At 39.1% G+C, this 20,260-nt stretch carries 26 protein-coding genes; 9 read left to right on the top strand and 17 right to left on the bottom strand.

What is annotated here, in order from left to right; all coding sequences use genetic code 11:
- Nucleotides 1-22: 22 nt before the first annotated feature.
- Nucleotides 23-847, top strand: a complete 825-nt coding sequence (locus EDC17_RS10385; RefSeq protein ID WP_132778014.1) for an N-acetylmuramoyl-L-alanine amidase — start codon at nt 23-25, stop codon at nt 845-847.
- A 53-nt stretch (nt 848-900) separates the two neighbouring features.
- Here the strand turns inward: EDC17_RS10385 and rimO are convergent, their stop codons facing one another.
- The 5 genes from rimO to rpmB all read right to left on the bottom strand — a co-directional run bounded on the left by rimO (nt 901) and on the right by rpmB (nt 4,249).
- Entirely contained in the window at nt 901-2,235 is a 1,335-nt protein-coding gene (gene rimO / locus EDC17_RS10380) for a 30S ribosomal protein S12 methylthiotransferase RimO (RefSeq protein ID WP_132778013.1), read from the bottom strand.
- A gap of 221 nt (nt 2,236-2,456) precedes the next feature.
- A complete protein-coding gene (ftsY, locus tag EDC17_RS10375) occupies nt 2,457-3,419 on the bottom strand; it encodes a signal recognition particle-docking protein FtsY (protein WP_132778012.1) in 963 nt (320 codons plus the stop codon).
- Between the two features lie 131 nt (nt 3,420-3,550).
- Nucleotides 3,551-3,712: a DUF4295 domain-containing protein gene (locus EDC17_RS10370; protein WP_132778011.1), complete on the bottom strand. Its 162-nt coding sequence runs from the start codon at nt 3,710-3,712 to the stop codon at nt 3,551-3,553.
- 49 nt (nt 3,713-3,761) lie between these two features.
- Nucleotides 3,762-3,944: a 50S ribosomal protein L33 gene (gene rpmG, locus EDC17_RS10365; RefSeq protein ID WP_002998409.1), complete on the bottom strand. Its 183-nt coding sequence runs from the start codon at nt 3,942-3,944 to the stop codon at nt 3,762-3,764.
- Nucleotides 3,945-4,015: 71 nt separating this feature from the next.
- Nucleotides 4,016-4,249, bottom strand: a complete 234-nt coding sequence (rpmB, locus tag EDC17_RS10360) for a 50S ribosomal protein L28 (protein ID WP_132778010.1) — start codon at nt 4,247-4,249, stop codon at nt 4,016-4,018.
- A gap of 304 nt (nt 4,250-4,553) precedes the next feature.
- On the opposite strand from rpmB, the gene recO reads away from it, so the two are divergent.
- Nucleotides 4,554-5,276 (top strand): DNA repair protein RecO, encoded by a 723-nt coding sequence (gene recO, locus EDC17_RS10355; protein WP_132778009.1) that lies wholly within the window; start codon nt 4,554-4,556, stop codon nt 5,274-5,276.
- Between the two features lie 70 nt (nt 5,277-5,346).
- Nucleotides 5,347-5,814, top strand: coding sequence for a DUF805 domain-containing protein (locus EDC17_RS10350; RefSeq protein WP_132778008.1), 468 nt, complete (start codon nt 5,347-5,349; stop codon nt 5,812-5,814).
- An 84-nt stretch (nt 5,815-5,898) separates the two neighbouring features.
- Here the strand turns inward: EDC17_RS10350 and EDC17_RS10345 are convergent, their stop codons facing one another.
- Nucleotides 5,899-6,090: a cold-shock protein gene (locus EDC17_RS10345; protein ID WP_132778007.1), complete on the bottom strand. Its 192-nt coding sequence runs from the start codon at nt 6,088-6,090 to the stop codon at nt 5,899-5,901.
- 141 nt (nt 6,091-6,231) lie between these two features.
- On the opposite strand from EDC17_RS10345, the gene EDC17_RS10340 reads away from it, so the two are divergent.
- From EDC17_RS10340 to gcvT, 5 genes are all read left to right on the top strand, one after another.
- Complete coding sequence (locus EDC17_RS10340) at nt 6,232-6,945, top strand: SIMPL domain-containing protein (protein ID WP_132778006.1); 714 nt, start codon at nt 6,232-6,234, stop codon at nt 6,943-6,945.
- 1 nt (nt 6,946) lies between these two features.
- Nucleotides 6,947-7,435 (top strand): DUF4112 domain-containing protein, encoded by a 489-nt coding sequence (locus tag EDC17_RS10335; RefSeq protein WP_243646116.1) that lies wholly within the window; start codon nt 6,947-6,949, stop codon nt 7,433-7,435.
- Between the two features lie 26 nt (nt 7,436-7,461).
- Complete coding sequence (locus EDC17_RS10330) at nt 7,462-7,830, top strand: DUF4359 domain-containing protein (RefSeq protein WP_132778005.1); 369 nt, start codon at nt 7,462-7,464, stop codon at nt 7,828-7,830.
- Complete coding sequence (locus tag EDC17_RS10325) at nt 7,830-8,534, top strand: pseudouridine synthase (RefSeq protein ID WP_132778004.1); 705 nt, start codon at nt 7,830-7,832, stop codon at nt 8,532-8,534. Before EDC17_RS10330 ends, EDC17_RS10325 begins: the two co-directional genes overlap by 1 nt.
- A 110-nt stretch (nt 8,535-8,644) precedes the next feature.
- Entirely contained in the window at nt 8,645-9,724 is a 1,080-nt protein-coding gene (gene gcvT, locus EDC17_RS10320) for a glycine cleavage system aminomethyltransferase GcvT (RefSeq protein WP_132778029.1), read from the top strand.
- Nucleotides 9,725-9,765: 41 nt separating this feature from the next.
- Here gcvT and EDC17_RS10315 read toward each other — a convergent pair whose 3' ends face one another.
- From EDC17_RS10315 to EDC17_RS10305, 3 genes are all read right to left on the bottom strand, one after another.
- On the bottom strand, nt 9,766-9,999 hold the full coding sequence (locus EDC17_RS10315; protein WP_132778003.1) for a DUF6358 family protein: 234 nt from the start codon (nt 9,997-9,999) through the stop codon (nt 9,766-9,768).
- Between the two features lie 2 nt (nt 10,000-10,001).
- The gene (locus tag EDC17_RS10310; RefSeq protein ID WP_132778002.1) at nt 10,002-10,298 is read right to left on the bottom strand and encodes a hypothetical protein; all 297 of its coding nucleotides are present in this window, start codon (nt 10,296-10,298) and stop codon (nt 10,002-10,004) included.
- 102 nt (nt 10,299-10,400) lie between these two features.
- Nucleotides 10,401-10,715 (bottom strand): rhodanese-like domain-containing protein, encoded by a 315-nt coding sequence (locus EDC17_RS10305; RefSeq protein WP_132778001.1) that lies wholly within the window; start codon nt 10,713-10,715, stop codon nt 10,401-10,403.
- A 90-nt stretch (nt 10,716-10,805) separates the two neighbouring features.
- Here EDC17_RS10305 and EDC17_RS10300 point away from each other — a divergent pair, with 90 nt between their 5' ends.
- Entirely contained in the window at nt 10,806-12,107 is a 1,302-nt protein-coding gene (locus EDC17_RS10300; protein WP_132778000.1) for a M20/M25/M40 family metallo-hydrolase, read from the top strand.
- Between the two features lie 41 nt (nt 12,108-12,148).
- On the opposite strand, the gene EDC17_RS10295 is transcribed toward EDC17_RS10300, so the two are convergent.
- From EDC17_RS10295 to surE, 8 genes are all read right to left on the bottom strand, one after another.
- Complete coding sequence (locus tag EDC17_RS10295; protein WP_132777999.1) at nt 12,149-12,634, bottom strand: GNAT family N-acetyltransferase; 486 nt, start codon at nt 12,632-12,634, stop codon at nt 12,149-12,151.
- Nucleotides 12,634-13,197, bottom strand: coding sequence for a thiamine diphosphokinase (locus tag EDC17_RS10290; RefSeq protein ID WP_132777998.1), 564 nt, complete (start codon nt 13,195-13,197; stop codon nt 12,634-12,636). The genes EDC17_RS10295 and EDC17_RS10290 overlap by 1 nt, the downstream gene beginning before the upstream one ends.
- A 5-nt stretch (nt 13,198-13,202) precedes the next feature.
- Nucleotides 13,203-14,393: a M20 metallopeptidase family protein gene (locus tag EDC17_RS10285; protein WP_132777997.1), complete on the bottom strand. Its 1,191-nt coding sequence runs from the start codon at nt 14,391-14,393 to the stop codon at nt 13,203-13,205.
- Nucleotides 14,394-14,405: 12 nt separating this feature from the next.
- On the bottom strand, nt 14,406-14,864 hold the full coding sequence (locus EDC17_RS10280; protein ID WP_243646115.1) for an SPOR domain-containing protein: 459 nt from the start codon (nt 14,862-14,864) through the stop codon (nt 14,406-14,408).
- 23 nt (nt 14,865-14,887) lie between these two features.
- On the bottom strand, nt 14,888-18,172 hold the full coding sequence (gene secA, locus EDC17_RS10275) for a preprotein translocase subunit SecA (protein WP_132777996.1): 3,285 nt from the start codon (nt 18,170-18,172) through the stop codon (nt 14,888-14,890).
- A 123-nt stretch (nt 18,173-18,295) separates the two neighbouring features.
- Nucleotides 18,296-19,171, bottom strand: coding sequence for a menaquinone biosynthesis family protein (locus EDC17_RS10270; protein ID WP_132777995.1), 876 nt, complete (start codon nt 19,169-19,171; stop codon nt 18,296-18,298).
- A gap of 12 nt (nt 19,172-19,183) precedes the next feature.
- Nucleotides 19,184-19,447 carry a hypothetical protein gene (locus EDC17_RS10265; RefSeq protein ID WP_132777994.1) on the bottom strand — a complete coding sequence of 88 codons (264 nt, stop codon included), beginning with the start codon at nt 19,445-19,447 and terminating at the stop codon, nt 19,184-19,186.
- The gene (gene surE, locus EDC17_RS10260) at nt 19,448-20,227 is read right to left on the bottom strand and encodes a 5'/3'-nucleotidase SurE (RefSeq protein WP_132777993.1); all 780 of its coding nucleotides are present in this window, start codon (nt 20,225-20,227) and stop codon (nt 19,448-19,450) included. It abuts the gene before it with no gap.
- Nucleotides 20,228-20,260 lie beyond the last annotated feature (33 nt).

The following is a 20,260-nucleotide window of genomic DNA, read 5'->3' as shown; positions in this document are numbered from 1 at the left end:
TGGTAAATCCTGTTTTAATAAGATGAAAAAATTAAATTTCTTACCTTTTTTACTTGCTACGGCATTCATCGCATCCTGTGGAGGAGGAAAATATGCCGCAACAGAAAAAGTCTATAAAAAGAAAGCGAAAGACTTTGCTGCATTATACCGTGAAGCGCCAGTAAACAGTCAACTCGAAAAAATCAATTCTACAGACAAAGAATGGATCGGATCCATAAATTTTGGGGTGCGTAAACCGAATTATGTCATGATTCATCATACCGCACAAGATTCGCTGGGACAAACGGTAAAGACTTTTCACAGCGCTCGAGCAGGCGTAAGTTCACATTATGTCATTGGTCGTGATGGTAAAATCGTTCAAATGGTCAATGACTTATACAGAGGTCATCACGCCGGCGCAGGAAAATGGGGTAATGACACTGATTTAAACTCCTCTTCTATCGGAATTGAACTGGATAACAATGGTCTTACCGACCCATGGCCTGAGGTCCAAATTGAAGCGTTGATCAACTTGCTTCAATACCTAAAGGACAGTTACAAAATTCCACAAGCGAACTTTATTGGACATATGGACTATGCTCCTTCACGCAAAAATGATCCTTCACGTTTCCCTTGGAAAAAATTGGCCGACAAAGGATTTGGTTATTGGTACGATGATTATTTAGAAATGCCTCCAGCTAATTTTGATGTGCGCTTGGCGTTACGTGTAATAGGTTATGATGTGAAAAATCTGGATGCAGCAATCAAAGGATTCAAACATCATTATATACAACAAGACACACAGACCGCCAATCTGACTGAAAACGATTTAAAAATTTTATATTCTATATTTAAAAAGTACTTATAAAAAAGAACGGCTGTCAAAATTGGCAGCCGTTCTTTTTTATATATATTGATGAACTATTTTACAATCGTTCCGTACAAATCGAAATCTTCTGCTCTGTCCACCTTCACTTGTACAAAATCTCCGATACGTGCATAATTCTCTTTGGCATTTAATACCACTTCATTATCCACTTCCGGTGAATCATACTCTGTACGACCAATGAAATAGTTGCCATCCACTCTATCTACCAATACTTTAAATTCTTTACCAACTTTCGTTTGGTTGATATCAAAAGATATGCCTTGTTGTACCTCCATAATAGCCTCTACACGCTCTTGTTTTACCTCTTCTGGCACGTCATCCGTCAAAGAATGCGCATGTGTTTTCTCTTCATGAGAATATGTAAAACAGCCTAAACGATCAAAACGGGTTTCCTCTACCCATTCCAACATTTCTTGGAAATCTTGCTCGGTCTCCCCTGGATAACCACAAATCAATGTCGTACGCAAAGCAATATCAGGCACCTTATCACGAATTTTGTTTACGAGGTCTATTTGCTTCTGTTTAGATGTACCTCTACGCATAGACGTCAACATATTATCGGTAATATGTTGTAATGGCATATCGAGGTAATTACAGATGTTGCTACGCTCATTCATTGCATCCAATATATCCATTGGAAATCCTGATGGATAAGCATATTGTAAACGGATCCATTCAATACCATCTACATCCGAAAGATGTCTCATCAGATCGGACAAATTACGTTTGCCATAAATATCAAGCCCATAATAGGTTAGATCTTGAGCAATAAGGATCAATTCTTTCGTACCATTTGAAGCTAAGAATTTAGCTTCTTTCACTAAATCTTCAATCGACTTCGACACGTGTTTACCACGCATCAAGGGAATAGCGCAGAAGGAACACGGTCTGTTACAACCCTCAGCAATTTTAAAATATGAAAAATGTGAAGGCGTCGTAAGTAAGCGCTCGCCTAATAATTCATGACGATAATCTGCACCAATGGTTGACAATAACTCTGGTAAATCATTCGTGCCAAAATAAGCATCTACATTCGGAATTTCCGACTCCAATTCTGGCTTATAACGCTCAGAAAGACATCCTGTTACGATAACTTTATTGACTTTACCTTGTTCTTTGAGGTCTGAAAACTGCAAAATCGTATCGATAGACTCTTGCTTAGCATTGTCTATAAACCCACAGGTATTGATGACCACGATATCATTTGCTTGTATATTATTCGATTCGTGTACCACGTCAATTTGATTTCCTTTCAATTGACCCATTAATACTTCCGAATCGTGAATATTTTTCGAACAGCCTAATGTAACTACATTGACACGTGGTTTAGCAACCACTGGCTCGAATTTACTTTGTTTAGTTTTCATATTATGATTGAATTGCACAGATTAATCGATTACACAGATAATCGTTTAATCTCGCAACTTAAGTTTCCAAAATTTATTAATAAGCCTGTTATTCTTCTTTGAAAGGTAGTAAAGTCTATTCATCATTTCGAGCGAAGGGAGAAATCTAAACAGATGAGATTTCTCATTTCGTTTACCTCATTCGAAATGACGGAATATTTTCAGAAATTTTTAATCAAGTACTATTTGAATAAGGATTCTACGAACTCCCTTTTGTTGAAAAGCTGTAAATCACCTATCTTCTCTCCTACACCGATATATTTTACAGGAATTTTGAATTGATCCGAAATACCAATCACCACACCGCCTTTGGCTGTCCCATCCAGTTTAGTCAAAGCTAAAGCATTGACATCCGTTGCTTGAGTGAACTGTGTACATTGTTCTATGGCATTCTGACCTGTAGAAGCATCGAGCACCAATAAAATCTCATGCGGCGCGCCAGGAATAACCTTTTGCATCACATTTTTGATCTTACCCAATTCATTCATCAATCCCACTTTATTGTGCAGACGCCCTGCCGTGTCAATGATGGCCACGTCATCGCCATTGGATACGGCGGATTGAATAGTGTCAAAGGCCACTGACGCGGGGTCTGAACCCATAGCTTGTGCTACGACACGTACACCTACTCGCTCACCCCAAAGTTTAATCTGCTCCACAGCGGCAGCCCTGAATGTATCTGCAGCTCCCAATACTACCTTATTGCCCGATTCTTTTAATTGATGCGCCAATTTACCAATAGTAGTTGTCTTGCCTACACCATTCACGCCCACCACCATGATTACATACGGCTTATGATCGCCATATTCAAAGTGTTCAAAATCGTTGCTATTATTCTCCGCTAAAAGCGCTTGTATTTCTTCCTTCAGCAGACGATTAAGGTCATCCGTACCCACATATTTATCACGAGCTACGCGCTGTTGAATGCGTTCTACAATTTTCAATGTCGTAGTCACTCCTACATCCGAAGTTACAAGCACCTCCTCCAGATTGTCCAATACATCGTCATCAATCGTGGATTTCCCAACGACAGCCTTGGTAATCTTAGATAAGAAACCTTCTTTAGTTTTCTCTAATCCTTTGTCTAGCGCTTCTTGCGCCTCAGGTGTTTCTTGCTTCTTCTTGAAAAAATCGAATAAACCCATGAATTACTGCTTAAAATACAAGTTCAAATATACTCAAATCTTGCCATACTAAAAAAGCCCTTTCGGTGAGATACCAAAACGGCTTTCAGTTTTTTTAAAGAAAAACTTTAAAAAAGGAATATTTTTTATGCTTATTTGGAAGCTGCCGCAACAACATCTTTTACGTTGTCGTTGTGTACCATACTTTCTTTGAAAGTATAAGCTCCAGTTTTAGCAGATTTTGCAGTGATAACAACTTTTGTAAATTCTTTACCACCACCTTTTTGTAATGATGCTACCGCTTTCTTTGCCATGGTATTTTATTTATTTAAAATGGATGACCTTCATCAATCCATAAATTAATTACTTAATTTCTTTGTGAACAGTCACTTTTCTCAATACAGGATTGAATTTTTTCAATTCCAAACGCTCTGTTGTGTTCTTTTTGTTTTTTGTAGTGATGTAACGTGACATCCCTGGAAGACCACTTTCTTTGTGCTCAGTACACTCTAAGATAACTTGTACTCTATTTCCTTTTTTAGCCATTGTTTTTACTTTTTCTAATCCTCACGGACTATTAGTTCATGAATATTTTTAATTAACAGGCGGATTATCTACTAAACGTATCCTTTTTTGATAAATTTATTGATAACCGAAGTAATTCCGTTTTTGTTAATTGTTTTAATTGCAGCCGTAGACACTTTTAAAGTGATCCAACGATCTTCTTCAGGAATGTAAAAACGTTTAGTTTGTAAATTAGGATAGAATTTACGTTTAGTCTTAACGTTCGAGTGAGATACGTTATTTCCTTTTAATGCCGTTTTGCCTGTTAAATCACAAATTCTTGACATGATATTTATTTTTAATGTTGTCTATTTATACACCAATTCTCTTTTGCACTCTCTGCAAAGAGTTTGCAAATATCTATATTTCTTTTGGAATTTACAACAGTATGGTTAGAATTATTTTTAAAAATAATCCAAAAAGGGTAGGAACAGCCAAAGGTATAGCTTTTCTAAATTATCTAAAAAGTCTCCCATGAAAATAGTTTTCAACAATTCACAATGACCACTGCGCTGCAAATAAAATCCGCTTTGATATTCCAAGGTCATCTTAGTACTTTTACGGACAAAACAAGGATATTATTCAGGACGAATGCTTCATAAGACACGTGCGATAGCTTTAAAGGTGACCAACTATTCGGAGAATAGTGTCGTTGCTCAACTTTTCACCGAAGAGTTTGGTATACAGTCTTATTTGATCAACGGCGCCCGTAAACCAAAGGCCAAAATTCACATCAATATGCTTCAGCCTCTGCACTTATTGGACATGATTGTGTACCACAAAGATACTGGCGCACTGCAGCGCATAAAAGAAGCCACATCGTCACCGATATTGCAACAGATCCCTATGGATATTACCAAAAGTTCTGTCGCGATTTTCCTAAATGAGATCCTTTACAAAGTGCTGAAACAGCAGCAGCCGGACCCTCATCTTTTTAATTTTATACAGCAATCCATTCTCTGGTTAGATCAGACCGATAAGCCTATTCATAATTTTCATCTCTGTTTTCTGATGAAATTAAGTCGTTTTTTGGGGTATATGCCTACAGCACCTGACAAACCACTTGCTTATTTTGATTTGGTGGATGGCATATTTACCAATTTTGCGCCCGCGCACACCTATTCATTACAGGAACCACACACCCGAATGTTTCATACGGTATTAAACATTTCTTACGAACACGCGCATACCATCCAAATGACGCACGAGGACCGTATTTATCTGCTGTCACAGATCATCAACTTCTATAAGTTACACACCGAGAATTTTGGCACTGTAAAATCCCTGCAAATACTTGAAGAAATATTTCATTAGACTTTAATAAGTCGGGAAATATCTTATTTTTGATATAGAAAACGTTTTAATTGACTAAATAAACTAAATTATGGAATGGTATTTAAAAGTCGTAAGAGATAATTACGCAAATTTTAATGGGCGAGCCCGTAGAAAGGAATTCTGGATGTTTGTCCTTTTTAATATTATTATTTCTTGGGGATTATCCCTTTTAGATAGTATGTTGGGATTTTCCTTTCAAGCTGAACCTGTAGATGTACCAGGCATGGAATGGATATCGAGTTATCGATCTGGGGGATATCTTAGCAGTTTTTATTCTTTAGTCGTATTAATCCCATCGATAGCTGTAGGTGTAAGAAGATTACATGATATCGGGAAATCTGGATGGAACATTTTATGGGGGTTCTTTTGTTGTGTAGGTTGGATTTATTTAATCTACCTATATATCCAAGAGGGAGAAAAAGGGCAAAATGAATATGGTGCAGACCCAAAACGAGGTGAAAATAATGATCCTTTTGCTGGACAAAGAGACACGGACAACCCTTTTGTCAATAAATAAAATACCACTGAAATAGGCGTGGAATTAAAAAAGCTCGAAATCAAATATTTCGAGCTTTTTCACAATAAATATATTTAGAATCTATTAGATAACTTTTACATTTACCGCGTTAAGACCTTTGCGGCCTTGTTCTACTTCGTAAGAAACATCATCGCCTTCACGAACTTTGTCTACTAATCCTGATACGTGAACAAAAATTTCACTTTCGCCCGAAGCAGGCACTATGAAACCGAAACCTTTGGTCTCATTAAAGAATTTTACTTTACCTTCTTGCATTACTGTATTGTGTTTAATTTATCCTAAAGATAAGATTTATAAAAACTATTTACAATTATTATTTTTTTGCTTTTATTAAACATTGTAGCAATTCGATTGTCTATGCGTTATAAGTAGACAATTTTAATTTTAGAATAATTTATGAAAAAATTACTAACTATCGCATTTCTAATAGGAACTGTTTTGATGACAAAAGCACAAACAAATAATATTGATTCGTATCGTAAGGTAGCCACAAAAGGATACGCGGAGAAAGAAGTTACACCAGACATTATTTATCTATCCATCTCACTCAAAGAGTTTTACATGGATGGAAATATGAAAAAGAAAGTGTTTATCGAGACATTGGAAAAACAGCTTTTTGATGCTGCAATGGCTAATGGCGTAAAAAAAGAGGACTTTACCGTTCAGAATATCTATAGCTACAATTACGCCAATAAGAAGAAAAATAATGAGCTATTGCAAGCTCGTCAATACCGCATCAAAGTGACAAATCTGAACGGATTGCACGAGATGCTGGACAAAGTAGATCCTCAAGGATTGCAAAGCACTTCAATCAGCGGCTATGATCACAGTCAAAAACGTGCTATCGAAAAAGAATTAAAAACCGCAGCAGTGAAAGATGCTCGTCAAAATGCAGAAATATTGGCTGCGGCAGACGGCGGTACAGTAGGCAATGTACTTGTCATCAATGACAATAGTAGCTTCAACTTTGCCGAACTGATGCCTGTATCTACACGTATGTATGCCAAAACAGCTATGATGGACGGCGCAGCAGAATCATCCGATTTATCATTAGATATTCGTCCTATCAAATTGACTTGCTATATTGATGGTGTATTTGAATTAAAATAACTTGGAAGAGAACAAACAACTGGTTCAACAAAAAAGAGCGAAGGAATTTGCTTGGATAGAGCAAATGGCAACGTTATTAGATAATAAATTCAATATTGGAGGATTCAGGTTCGGCTTGGATCCTCTTTTGAATTTAATACCCTACGCTGGTCAGGTCGTGTCATTTACCATGTCCATGGGATTGGTGATTGTCATACTGCGGAACGGGGCAGGATCTAAAGTGGGTGTGAAAATGCTGTTTAACATTTTACTAGACGCTATTTTAGGCTCTATTCCCTTGCTCGGATATGCCTTTGATTTTTTCAACAAAGCCAATAAGAAAAACGTGCGTCTATTGCGTGAACACTATTTTGAAAACAAACATCAGGGTAGTGCCAAAGGATTGTTAATTACTTTATTTATTATTATAGTAATTTTGTGTGTAGGATTTATTTATCTCATGTGGTTGTTTGCGGACTGGGTGTTCACCACTGTAGGAAGTATATTCTAAAAAATTTAATGTCATAACTTTTATACATGTCTAAAACCAGGATATTTGCATTAACACTGGTGGCCATTATGATTGCGGCCATCTTGACAAACCCAAAGCGAGAGCAGTTTGAAAAAGCTATAGAGGATAAAGCCAAAGCATTGCTTGTGAAGCAACTGGATTACGAAAATAAGGACGCAGTAGAATTGGGCATGTCCTTGTTTGGCGATAGAATTGTCAAAGAGTTTGTGCAAAATAACATTATCATAGAAAATTATTACCTCTTCTCGGTTATAAAAATCAGATGGGAAGGTCAAGATAATCCAATAGGAGGAGGGGCTTTCAAAACGGTGTGGCTAAGTCCAGAAATCGATAAAAAGGCAGACGAAATTGTGGGAATACTGAGAAGATTGTAATGCTCGAAATTCTATACCACGACACACACCTTATCGCTATAAACAAGCCTCACGGGCTTCTTGTACATCGATCATCGATTGCAAATGACGCCTCGGAGTTTGCGCTACAGCAGCTACGTGACCAAATCGGACAGCCTGTGTACCCAGCGCATCGCCTGGATAGAAAAACAGGCGGGATATTGCTTTTCTCTCTCGATAAACAGACGGATCAAAAAACGCAGATGCTTTTTCAGGACAAAAAGATAAATAAACGCTATTTGGCGGTACTTCGTGGCTATTGCCCAGAAGAAGGCACAATAGACTACCCATTGCTGAAAGAAAACGGCACGGCGCAGGATGCCATTACGCATTACCGCAGGTTAGCAACAGCAGAAATCGATGTTCCACAAGGAAAGTTTCCTACCTCTCGTTATTCGCTAGTCGAGGCCAACCCCGAGACAGGACGTATGCATCAGCTCAGACGACATTTTGCGCACATCATGTACCCGATAATAGGAGATAGGCCACATGGCTGCAACAAGCAGAACAAGATGTGGAAAGAAAGGTTTCAGATGGATACGATGTTATTGCACGCATCCGCTTTAACCTTCACACATCCCTGGACCCAAAAAACAATCGAAATAAAGGCCGATTTAAATGAAGAATTCAAAAGAGTTTTGCACATTTTGAATCTGCAATCGGTTGCGATCTTAGGTAACCGATAAAATTTACGCTTTTTATCAATTTATTTTGTATACTTTACGAGTATCTCAAAAAGATGCCCTTAAATACAGATTTAATAATTATTTTTGCAAAAATTTATATTCCATAAATGATGAAAAATACAGCTTTAACAGACCATCATATTTCCTTAGGAGCAAAGATGGTTCCTTTCGCAGGTTTTAATATGCCTGTTCAATATTCTGGCATTAACGACGAACATGAGACTGTCCGTACGGGAGTAGGGGTATTCGATGTGAGTCATATGGGTGAGTTTATTTTGAAAGGAGAAAAAGCTATAGACCTAATCCAAAAAGTATCTTCAAACGACGTATCTAAATTATACAACGGAAAAGTTCAATATGCCTATCTACCGAATGAGAATGGTGGTATTGTAGACGACTTCTTGACGTACAAAATCGATGATGAGACATACCTTCTTGTAGTAAATGCGTCTAACATCGAGAAAGATTGGAACTGGATCAGCAAATACAACAGCTATGGTGTAGAAATGAAAGACATCTCGGATGAGACCTCTCTATTCGCCGTACAAGGTCCTAAAGCTGCAGAGGCTCTACAAGGCCTTACAGACATCGAACTGGCTTCTATGGAGTATTATTCCTTTGTTAAAGGCAGCTTTGCTGGTGTGGACAATGTAATTATATCCGCGACTGGTTATACTGGCGCTGGAGGCTTTGAGATATATGTGGCAAACAAAGATGCTCAAAAGGTGTGGGACGCCATCTTCGCTGCGGGCGCATCATTCGGCATCAAACCTATCGGTCTTGGCGCACGAGATACCCTACGTCTAGAAATGGGCTTCTGCTTGTATGGTAATGATATTGATGATACGACTTCACCGTTAGCAGCAGGCTTAGGTTGGGTGACAAAATTCACAAAAGATTTTGTAAACTCAGAAAATCTTAAGGCTGAAAAGGAAAAGGGCACAGCACAAAAGCTGGTTGGCTTCGAGATGATTGACAGAGGTATCCCTCGTCATGGTTATGAAATTGTGGATGCTGATGGTCAGGTAATTGGTCGTGTAACATCGGGTACTCAATCTCCATCGCTTAAAAAATCAATCGGTCTAGGCTATATAAACACGGAATATGCAAAAGCAGGCACGGAAATATTTATCAGTATCCGCAACCAAAAGATAAAAGCTGAAGTTAAGAAAGCTCCTTTTTTGAAATAAAAGAAATCGGCAATAAACAAAAAGGGTTAATCAAAATTTGATTAACCCTTTTTGTTTATCTTTTGGTTGGAGTTATGCTTTTCTGCCTGCTTCTTTTTGAAGTCTTCCTTCACGTGCTTCAGGAGCACCACTTTTAAATAGATTAAGACGATACATATTGCGATTGCCAATCCCAAAATCAACATATTGCCGCTTTGGTAGGCCGATATCCCGCTCATTAACAAGAATATAATCCCCAGATTAAGTAATAAATTAAGTACAAATTGTTTTTTCATTTTTAGATTTTATGTTGTCCAATAACTTTATTGCGCAGGTAAAAGAAATATACGATACCCGACAGAATGTTGAGGAGAATAATAAACAAAGCAAGAAATAAACGCTCCATATTGGTAATACGTGGAGAGCGCATAATCTCCTGCAAGACGAGAAACACCCAGATCATGGATACCATCAACGAAAAACTGAATAGGATAGGGGCGATGCTGACTTTTAGCAACAATAGCACGAGCGATCCTATATAAAACATCAAACTGAAGTAAAAAGCTTGTTTTGTCGGTCGTTCCAAATTTCTCATCCCCACAAAAATACAAAAATAAGATGCTTCTTGTTGTCTTATTAAAAAGTAAAAGAGAGACTGTCTTGTCTCTCTCTCACGCAGTAAGATTATAACGGGGGATTAATACACCTCCATATCCGGATTGATTTGATCTTTCCAAGCAAGAATTCCGCCTTGTAGATTAGCAAGATTTGAATATCCCTGCTGCTCCAAAAGCATCACAGCTTGCGCGCTACGCTTGCCCGAACGGCATTGAATGATCACTGGAATATCTTTAGCTACTTTCTCTGCTTCAATTATAATTCCTGCCAAAGGAATATTTACCCCATTAAGGTTTGAAACTTCGTATTCGAAAGGTTCGCGAACGTCGATTAATTGAAATTCTTCGTTGCGATCCATCATATCCTTTAATTCTTGAACTGTAACTTCTTTCATGACTTTTTATTTTATATCAAATATAATAGTTATGCTTTATTTAGATGCAGCATAAATTTTTATTTATTATTTTCAGTAAATTTTTTGACTATGAAATTATCAACCGTACTATCGAGTATTTTATTATTCTCCGGAATTTGTATACTACCACAACAATCCAATGCGCAGATTGTTGAAAAAAGTTATGTAGAACGCATACTCAACACCCTTGCTTCGGACGAAATGGGAGGAAGGCACACCCTGGGTCCGCACATTCATCAGGCTGCCGATTTTATAGCGGCGGAATTTCGCAGCATCGGACTTCAACCATATGCTGAAGAAAACTTTAGACAAACCTTCCATTTGACCAAAATCACGCGTGAAATCGCCGAAGTACAATGGAGTAACAATAAATTGACTGCCGATAATTTTCTTCTGATCAGTAACGAACCGACAATCCATTGGGATAAAGGATCGGGTATCCCCATCAAATATATTAAGAAAGACGACGACTTTGCGGCTACTTTCCGCGCTTTAGCACAAGCTCAAGAAGATGTGATAGTGCTTGTAGATCCTTCTTTTGCATCATATATTAAGCGCTTCAACAGAATATATTCTCGCGAAAACCTTGTTGGTGCTTTACCAGAGAAAGGGTTTACAAAAGCCTTTATACTGACAGAGCAATTGCCCGGCAATTACATCATTAAATGCCAAAACAGTGCAAATAAAATCGACTTGTTCAATGTAGCAGCCGTCATTCCGGGCAAATCAAAACCGAATGAATATGTGGTCTTCTCCGGACACTACGATCATATCGGCATCATTAAAGCGGATGGACAAGACTCCATTGCCAATGGAGCAGATGACGACGCTTCGGGTACTTCTGCGATGATTGGTCTTGCCAAATACTATAAAAAATTGAATAATAATGAGCGTACATTGATTTTTGTGGCGTTCACGGGCGAAGAAATAGGCATGTATGGGTCTAAGTATTTCTCCAATAATATCAATGCAGATAGTGTAGTTGCTATGATTAATATTGAAATGATTGGGAAAGATTCAAAGTTCGGGCCCAACAGTTTATATATCACAGGCTACGATAGGTCGAATTTGGGAGAGCTGATGCAAAAAAATGTAGCGAATACTGCATTTACTTTTCATCCAGATCCCTACCCACAACAAAACCTTTTCTACCGCAGCGACAATGCTGTATTGGCAGCATTAGGCGTCCCTGCACATACTTTCTCCACCTCTCAAATTGACAAAGACGGTTACTACCATACCGTAAAAGATGAGGTCAGAACGCTGAATATTGATAATATCATGTCTAGCCTAGAAGCTATTGCGATTGGTGCCGAAGGCATCGTAAAAGGAGTACAAACTCCCACTAGAGTCGAAAAGCTAAAAGATTAGTTTCCGAACAAAAAAGGTACTGTTTTTTTCACAGTACCTTTTTATATTTCCATCTGCATGACATAATCATCCAGGATATATCCGTAATAGGGAATATCAACCTCCTCAACGACCTTAAATCCTATTTTTTTGTAGAATTCATAAGCGTTATTACCTCGGTTGACATTGAGTTCTAAGACTGCTTTGCCGCTGGCTTGCGCCTGTATTTGAGCGAAATCAGTCAACTCCCTACCGATTCCCTTACCTTGAGTTTCGGGTAAAATATAGAGCTTTTCGATTCTTAAAATCCTGCTATCCTTTTCTTTTAGCGCCATAAAACCGACAGGAATATCGTTGTACAAAACCAAATAAAAAATTTGATCTGTCCTCATGCTTTCTTTCAAAGCCTCTTCTGTATAGCTTTTCTGAAGCATAAAATCCATTTGACCTTTACTTAGTATCCCCGTGTAAGTCGGATAATAGATAAGGTGGGCGAGTTGATGTATTATCTTAGCTTCTTCGAGCCGCGCGTGTCGAATGTTTAGCATTATATTTCTTCTCCTACAAAAATAAATTTATCGGAATTCATTTCTATATGCACAAATCCTTCCTGCTCTACTTCGAAGATGGTATCACTGATATATTTTAGCCCATTGAATGATTTGACCTGTGCAGGATCAATGAACATTTTTTGACCGGCGGTCTTCCACTTCTCATAACGTGATCGAACGATTACATACCGCACGTTCTTTACGAATACAACGCTATTAATTGCTTCTGCTGCAATAAGAAAGTCTTCTTGGAGCGCATGAGCCATGATATTTACGGCTTTATATTTATTTTCTACTAGGTAGGCCAAGGTATCTTTCCAAAAGTTGGCAGTACGTGGAAGATATTTTATTTCTTCCTGTGCTTCTGATATCTTTTCTACTCCATACAGGATGTCTACTTTGATATCTCTTGTCAAGAAATAGTCAAGATTTTCTAAAGAAGTAATAATAGTCGGAGACCATTCCAATAATTGACCTAAGTATTCTTCGGACAACGCAGCAAAGTCTTCGACTAATAATGCCGGCTCTTGGTTCTCTCGAACAATATGATGCGATGACATAAGACCTATTTGGTAAGTTTTGAGATAGCAATATAGGCCATTAGACCAATGCTTAATTCCAGTGCTTCCTCATCAATATCAAAAGTCGGTGTATGTACTGCTGATATTATTCCTTTGGCTTTATTTCCTGTTCCCAAACGATAAAAACAGGCATTTGCCACTTGAGAGTAGTAAGAGAAGTCTTCTGCAGCAGGCCACAAGTCCAATTCCACCACATTATCCTCACCGAGGTAATCGATTGCTGCAGCACGAGCCTGCGCCGTGGTTTCGGGTTCATTGACTAGATACGGGTAGCCTTTTCGTACTTCCATCTCACAAACTGCGCCCATAGCCTCTGCGATACCTGTTGCTATTTTCACCATCTTTTCATGCGCTTGGGCACGCCATTCTTCATTAAAAGTTCGGAAGGTACCTTCTAAATACACTTCATCCGGAATAATATTGGTGGCGCCATTTCCGATGATTTTGCCCCATGACAATACGGTTGGTATTCTAGGATCGGCAAACCGGCTTACCACTTGCTGTAAGGCAGAAATTATCTGCGCGGTGATAGCAATAGGATCAATATTTTGATGAGGCTGTGCGCCATGTCCACCTCTACCTCGCACCGTCATAAACAACTCATCACAGGATGCCATGTATTGTCCTGATCGGAATCCCACTTTGCCGGTTTCAATAAACGGCATGACATGCTGGCCAAATATAGCTTGTGGTGCAGGATTTTCCAGTACGCCTTCTCGAATCATGATAGACGCTCCTCCAGGAAGTTTTTCTTCACCCGGTTGGAAAATCAGCTTTATCTGACCGCCAAACTGCGCCTTTAACTCGTTAAGAATCTTAGCAACACCCAGTAAAGAAGAAGTGTGTACATCATGCCCACATGCGTGCATGACACCAGTATTCTGCGAACCATAACTGCGACCCTCGACTTCTGTAATAGGCAAGGCGTCCATGTCCGCACGCAGTGCTATGACCTGTGTGGAAGGAAGATCTCCTTGAATCATGCCCACCACGCCTGTATTAGCCATGGATTGATAGGGAATACCCATTGCATCCAATTGAGCCTTTACAAAAGCAGATGTTTTGTATTCTTCGAAAGAAAGTTCGGGGTGTTGATGAAGATGGCGACGTATTTGAACAGTTTCTGAAAAATAATCCTTCGCTAACCGTTTAATATCATCCTTAATTTGGGCCATAGTGTATTTGGATTATTCCCAAACCCAAATATCTTCTTGGAAAACGAAGACACTTTTGTATTGGGAGCGAATAGAATTCATGAATTGAGTTGCTTGAGCTCTGCTTCTGAAATCACCTACTTTCACCCTATAGTTGGGCTCTGCGTAAGTGATATAGGTGTCCATATCTGAATATTGATTTTTGAAACGCGCTTGAATCGCGTAAGCCTCGCTGCGGTTAGAGCCTGAATAGATTTGGACTCTGAATCCCTTGCGCTTTACGCGCGTAGCTTTGGTTTTGTCTACAGGTTTGGAACCGAGACTGATGAGACGAGGTGTTGTAGGATTGATTTCATGGGCTGCTCTAAAGTTTTGCAACAAAGTAATGAGGGAATCCTTTTGGATTTCTAAACCCCTATTATCTTGTGCTTGTAATTGTAAACTTATCAAGCTAATCGCCGCGAATAAAATCAATCCTTTTTTGTTCAACATCTCCTATATTTTATTGTTTGCGGTTATTTACCGTGACAATTTTTATATTTTAATCCTGATCCGCAAGGACATTCGTCGTTTCTTCCTACGCTTTGTTCCTTACGAATGGGCTGTGTTACGGCTGCATCTTCTTCAGAAACTCCTGTTGGTGAGTCCAAATCTTCTTTTGTAGCCTTCACATTAGCGGGTTGAGCAGGAACAGGTTTAGCCTCTTGAATATTTTGTGGCTGTTGCTGTTGTCCCGGGATTTCTCCTTTGAATAAGAAGCTTACAATATCTTTATTCATCGAAGCCAACATGCTTTTGAACAAGTTGAATGCTTCCATTTTGTAGATAATGATTGGATCTTTTTGCTCGTACACCGCATTCTGAACTGATTGCTTCAAGTCATCCATTTCACGCAAGTGTTCTTTCCACGCCTCATCAATTAAAGCAAGAACTATGCCTTTTTCGAATGATCGAAAGACTTCTTCACCTTCTGACTCTACAGCTTTTCTCAAGTTGGTAGAAACTTGAATACCGCGAAGGCCATCTGAGAATGGTACCACAATATTCTCAACCATATCACCCCGCTCCGCCAATACATTCTGCAATACAGGTAATGTCTGACTAGCTACATTTTTAGCTTTATTCTCGTAGTGAGCAAATATTTGATTAAATAATTTTTCCGTAAGCGCATCTACACTGGATGAACCAAACTCTTCTGCAGAAATCGTAGGATCTACCGAGAATAGACGGATCACTTCGATTTGGAATTCATCGTAAGAACCAACCTCTTTGGCGCTGATTACGACATCTTCTACTACATCATAGATGGTATTATTCAAATCAACGTCTAGACGCTCTCCGAAAAGGGCATTTTTACGTTTTGAATAGATAACATTACGTTGCGAATTCATTACGTCATCGTATTCCAATAGACGCTTACGAATACCAAAGTTATTTTCTTCTACTTTACGCTGTGCACGTTCAATAGATTTTGTTAGCATGCTGTGTTGCATCACCTCGCCGTCTTCCACACCCATTTTTACCATGATGTTGGAAATACGCTCCGAAGCAAATAGACGCATCAATGGATCTTCTAGTGACACAAAGAATTGAGACGATCCTGGGTCACCTTGACGTCCTGCACGACCACGTAACTGACGGTCTACACGACGAGACTCATGACGCTCGGTACCGATAATTGCTAGACCACCAGAACTGATAACTTCAGCGGATAATTTAATATCTGTACCACGACCAGCCATGTTGGTAGCGATAGTTACTTGTCCTGGACGACCTGCTTCTGCAACAATCTCGGCCTCGCGTTGGTGAAGTTTCGCATTCAGTACATTATGTTTGATACCGCGCAACTTCAACATACGGCTTAATAACTCAGAAATCTCTACCGATGTAGTACCTACCAACACTGGTCGGCCTGCCTCCGTTAAGTTCTGAATTTCTTGTGCTACTGCATTGTATTTTTCACGTGCCGTACGGAAGATTAAATCTTGTTTGTCATCACGAAGGATTGGTTTGTTGGTTGGTATTTCGACCACATCCAATTTATAGATTTCCCAAAGCTCACCCGCTTCTGTAGATGCCGTTCCCGTCATACCAGAGAGTTTGTGGTACATACGGAAATAGTTTTGTAAAGTGATGGTTGCGTATGTTTGTGTCGCATCCTCTACTTTTACATTTTCTTTGGCTTCGATTGCTTGGTGAAGACCATCCGAATAGCGACGGCCATCCATGATACGGCCTGTCTGCTCATCGACGATTTTGACTTTGCCTTCGTCTACGATATATTGATCATCAATTTCGAAAAGGGTATAGGCTTTAAGCAATTGATTGATGGAGTGAATACGTTCTGATTTCACCGAATAGTCACGCAACAATTCATCTTTGCGCGCTGCTTTTTCTTCTAATGATTCGTTTGATTTTTCGATCTCTGCAATTTCACTTCCTACGTCTGGTAAGATGAAGAAACTTGGATCTTCTCCCTGTGCGGTGATCAGTTCAATACCTTTTTCAGTAAGCTCTACCTGGTTGTTTTTTTCATCAATTACGAAGAACAATTCTTTATCTGCTTTCGGCATATGACGGCTTTGGTCTTGCATGTAGTAGTTTTCTACTTTTTGCAAGATCTGACGGTGATTAGCCTCACTTAAGAATTTAATTAAAGCCTTATTTTTAGGTAAACCTCTATATGAACGGAATAAAGCTAATCCGCCTTTTTCTGGATCCGTATCACCACTAGCAATAGCTTTTTTCGCCTCGTTGAATACGGTATTGATATACGCCTTTTGTGCATTCACTAAACGCTCAATACGCGGTTTTAATTGATAGAATTCATGTTGGTCACCCATTGGAATAGGTCCCGAGATAATCAATGGAGTACGCGCATCATCAATTAATACTGAATCCACCTCATCGATCATCGCAAAGTGCAACTTACGTTGTACCATTGCATCCGGCGTTTGCGTCATATTATCACGCAAATAGTCAAAACCAAATTCATTATTCGTACCATACACGATATCCGATTTGTATGCGTTGCGGCGTTGGGGTGAATTCGGTTGGTGCTTATCTATACAGTCTACGCTCAAACCGTGGAACTCAAACAATGGAGCATTCCATTCCGAGTCACGTTTTGCCAAATAATCATTCACCGTTACGATATGTACACCTTGACCTGATAAAGCATTCAGATAAGTTGGAAGTGTTCCCACTAAGGTTTTACCCTCACCCGTCATCATTTCCGCAATCTTACCTTGATGCAATACAATACCACCGATCAGCTGCACATCATAGTGCACCATGTTCCACGTAACTTCTGTGCCGGCAGCAATCCATTTGTTGTGCCATTGTGCTTTATCGCCCACGATGTTGACGTTGGCTTTGCGTGTAGCAATCTCACGGTCAAAATCTGTAGCTGTTACTTCTAATATTGGATTCTCTGTCAAGCGACGCGCTGTCTCTTTTACTACAGCAAAAGCCTCAGGCAAGATATCCGCTAATACCTCTTCCAGCTTTTTGTCGCGATCTTTGTTAAGTTTATCTATTTGCTCATAAACCTCAGTTTTTTCTGAAATATCAACACTGTGGTTATCAGCTTTGAGTTTCAATTCTGCGATTTCAGCATCTATTTCTTTTAAATATTCTTGGATACGGCTTTTGAATTCAATTGTTTTAGCACGAAGCTCGTCATGTGACAAATTGGTTAGCTTACTATATTCCCCCTTGATCTTTTCTACAATGGGTTGTATAGATTTGATATCACGTTCTGACTTGCTACCAAATAATTTACTTAAGAATTTTAACATAATTTTTTTTTATCTCTTTTCACATGCACAAAATTGAATCCAAATTCATATTCAGGACAATTTGGCACTAATCGGGCAAATTTAATTATTCAGATTGACAACTTTTAATGTTATAATATATTTTTACGATTTTCCTATCAAAAATATATTTTTTGCGCTATGCGGTACAATATTTAATTCCTGCGCTTTGCCAAACATGGACATAATAGCCTTCCTCCCAACCTCTCCCAAATCTATGGAATACTGATTTACATACAATTCAATGTGCTTGTACATGACCGATTCTTCCATTTCTTGTGCGTGAGACCGGATATAGTCAATTCCAGATTTAGGATTGGCAAATGCATATTCCACGCTTTTGCGAATCAAGCGGTTTACTTTCTCTTTCACTTCAGGAGCTAAGTCTCTACTTATGACAATCCCCCCTAGTGGAATCGGACTTTCTGTCGTTTGTTCCCAATATTCACCTAAATCCACCACCTTATGCAAGCCTTTTTCCTGATAAGTAAAGCGATTTTCGTGTATAATTAGTCCCAAATCAACATCTCCATTCAATAGGGCGGACTCAATATCCGAAAAAACCATAATTTCTTTGTTCTTCAACTGCGGAAAAGCTAATCCCAACAAGAAATTTGCGGTGGTATATTGACCAGGAATTCCAACTTTTAAGTTATGATATTCTGCAGGAAGTTCCTGCCCGGCAAAAGAAGACAATAGTTGCGCCAAAAGGGGATTTTTAGTAATTAGCAGGGGCCCCACGCCGAATCCCAAAGCAGAACCCGAATCTAACAATTCGTAGTCTTCTACTGCATAAGCAAATGCGTGATAGCTTAATTTTGTGATATCCAGCTCCCCTCTAAAAGCTTTGTGATTCAACGTTTCTACATCGTGGTACTCCACCTCAAAATCCAGTCCTTCTGTATCTATTTTGTGATGTATGAGCGCGTCGAAAATAAATGTATCGTTTGGACAAGGCGAAAAGCCTAATGATAATTTCATAATAATAGATACCTATATCTTGAATTTAGTCAATACAACAAAGGCAATCATAGCCAAAAAAGTTATCAAAACCACGCCTTTGGCCAAAGCCTCTTTTTGTCCCCGGTACGCAAAACGGATAATAACAAGATTGACAACCGCAGCAAGGACATATAAAGCGATGGGTTTTTCCGCGAAATAAGATTGTTGTAATGTGGTATAAGTCATCACCAAATAGGCCAATAGTGGGGCTATAGCACCAACGATTATCCCTGCGATTATAGAATTTTTGTTCATCTATTTCACATCAAAAGACCAAGAATTCAGTTCGGGAATAGCATGGTGTGCTGTCATATCGAATTGTGTAGGAACCACTGAAGCGTAGCCGTTATTAATAGCGAACACATCCGTGTCTTCTCCACGATCTACCCAGTCGTATCGCCCTGTCATCCAAAAATAATCCCGGTGGTGCGGATCTACTCTGTATTCAAATTCCTCGATCCAATTCCCATTGGCTTGTCGGCAAATTTTAATACCCACAATACCCTTTTCTATATGAGGGAAATTAACGTTCAATAATGTTCCTTTCGGCAGCCCATTGTTGAGTACCTGCTCGGCAATACTCAATACATATGGTCTTGTATGCGTAAAATCCGCGTTATGTGAAAAATCATCCAGCGAAAAACCTATAGAAGGAATGCCTTCGATTGCACCTTCGACCGCAGCAGACATGGTCCCTGAATACAATACATTAATCGAATAATTCAGTCCATGATTGATCCCAGACACGCATAGATCAGGCTTCTTGTCCTTGAAAATACGATCTACAGCCAATTTCACACAGTCTACTGGCGTACCCGAACATTTATACATCTCGACTCCTTCGTACAAGTCAATTTTGTCCAGACGGAGCGGTTTGCCAATAGTAATTGCATGACCCATACCCGATTGCGGAGCGTCAGGAGCTACAACCACTACATTTCCCAATTTTTGCATTTCTTCCAAAAGCACTTTAATGCCTGGTGCAGTGATACCGTCGTCATTCACGACCAAAATAGTAGGTTTTTCTTTTGCCATAGGGTAAAGTTAAGGAATTTATTAAAAACAAAA

Source organism: Sphingobacterium alimentarium (assembly GCF_004342685.1).
GTDB lineage: Bacteria > Bacteroidota > Bacteroidia > Sphingobacteriales > Sphingobacteriaceae > Sphingobacterium > Sphingobacterium alimentarium.
Note: the sequence above shows the minus strand (reverse complement) of the source record. Positions and strands in the feature narration are given on the sequence as shown.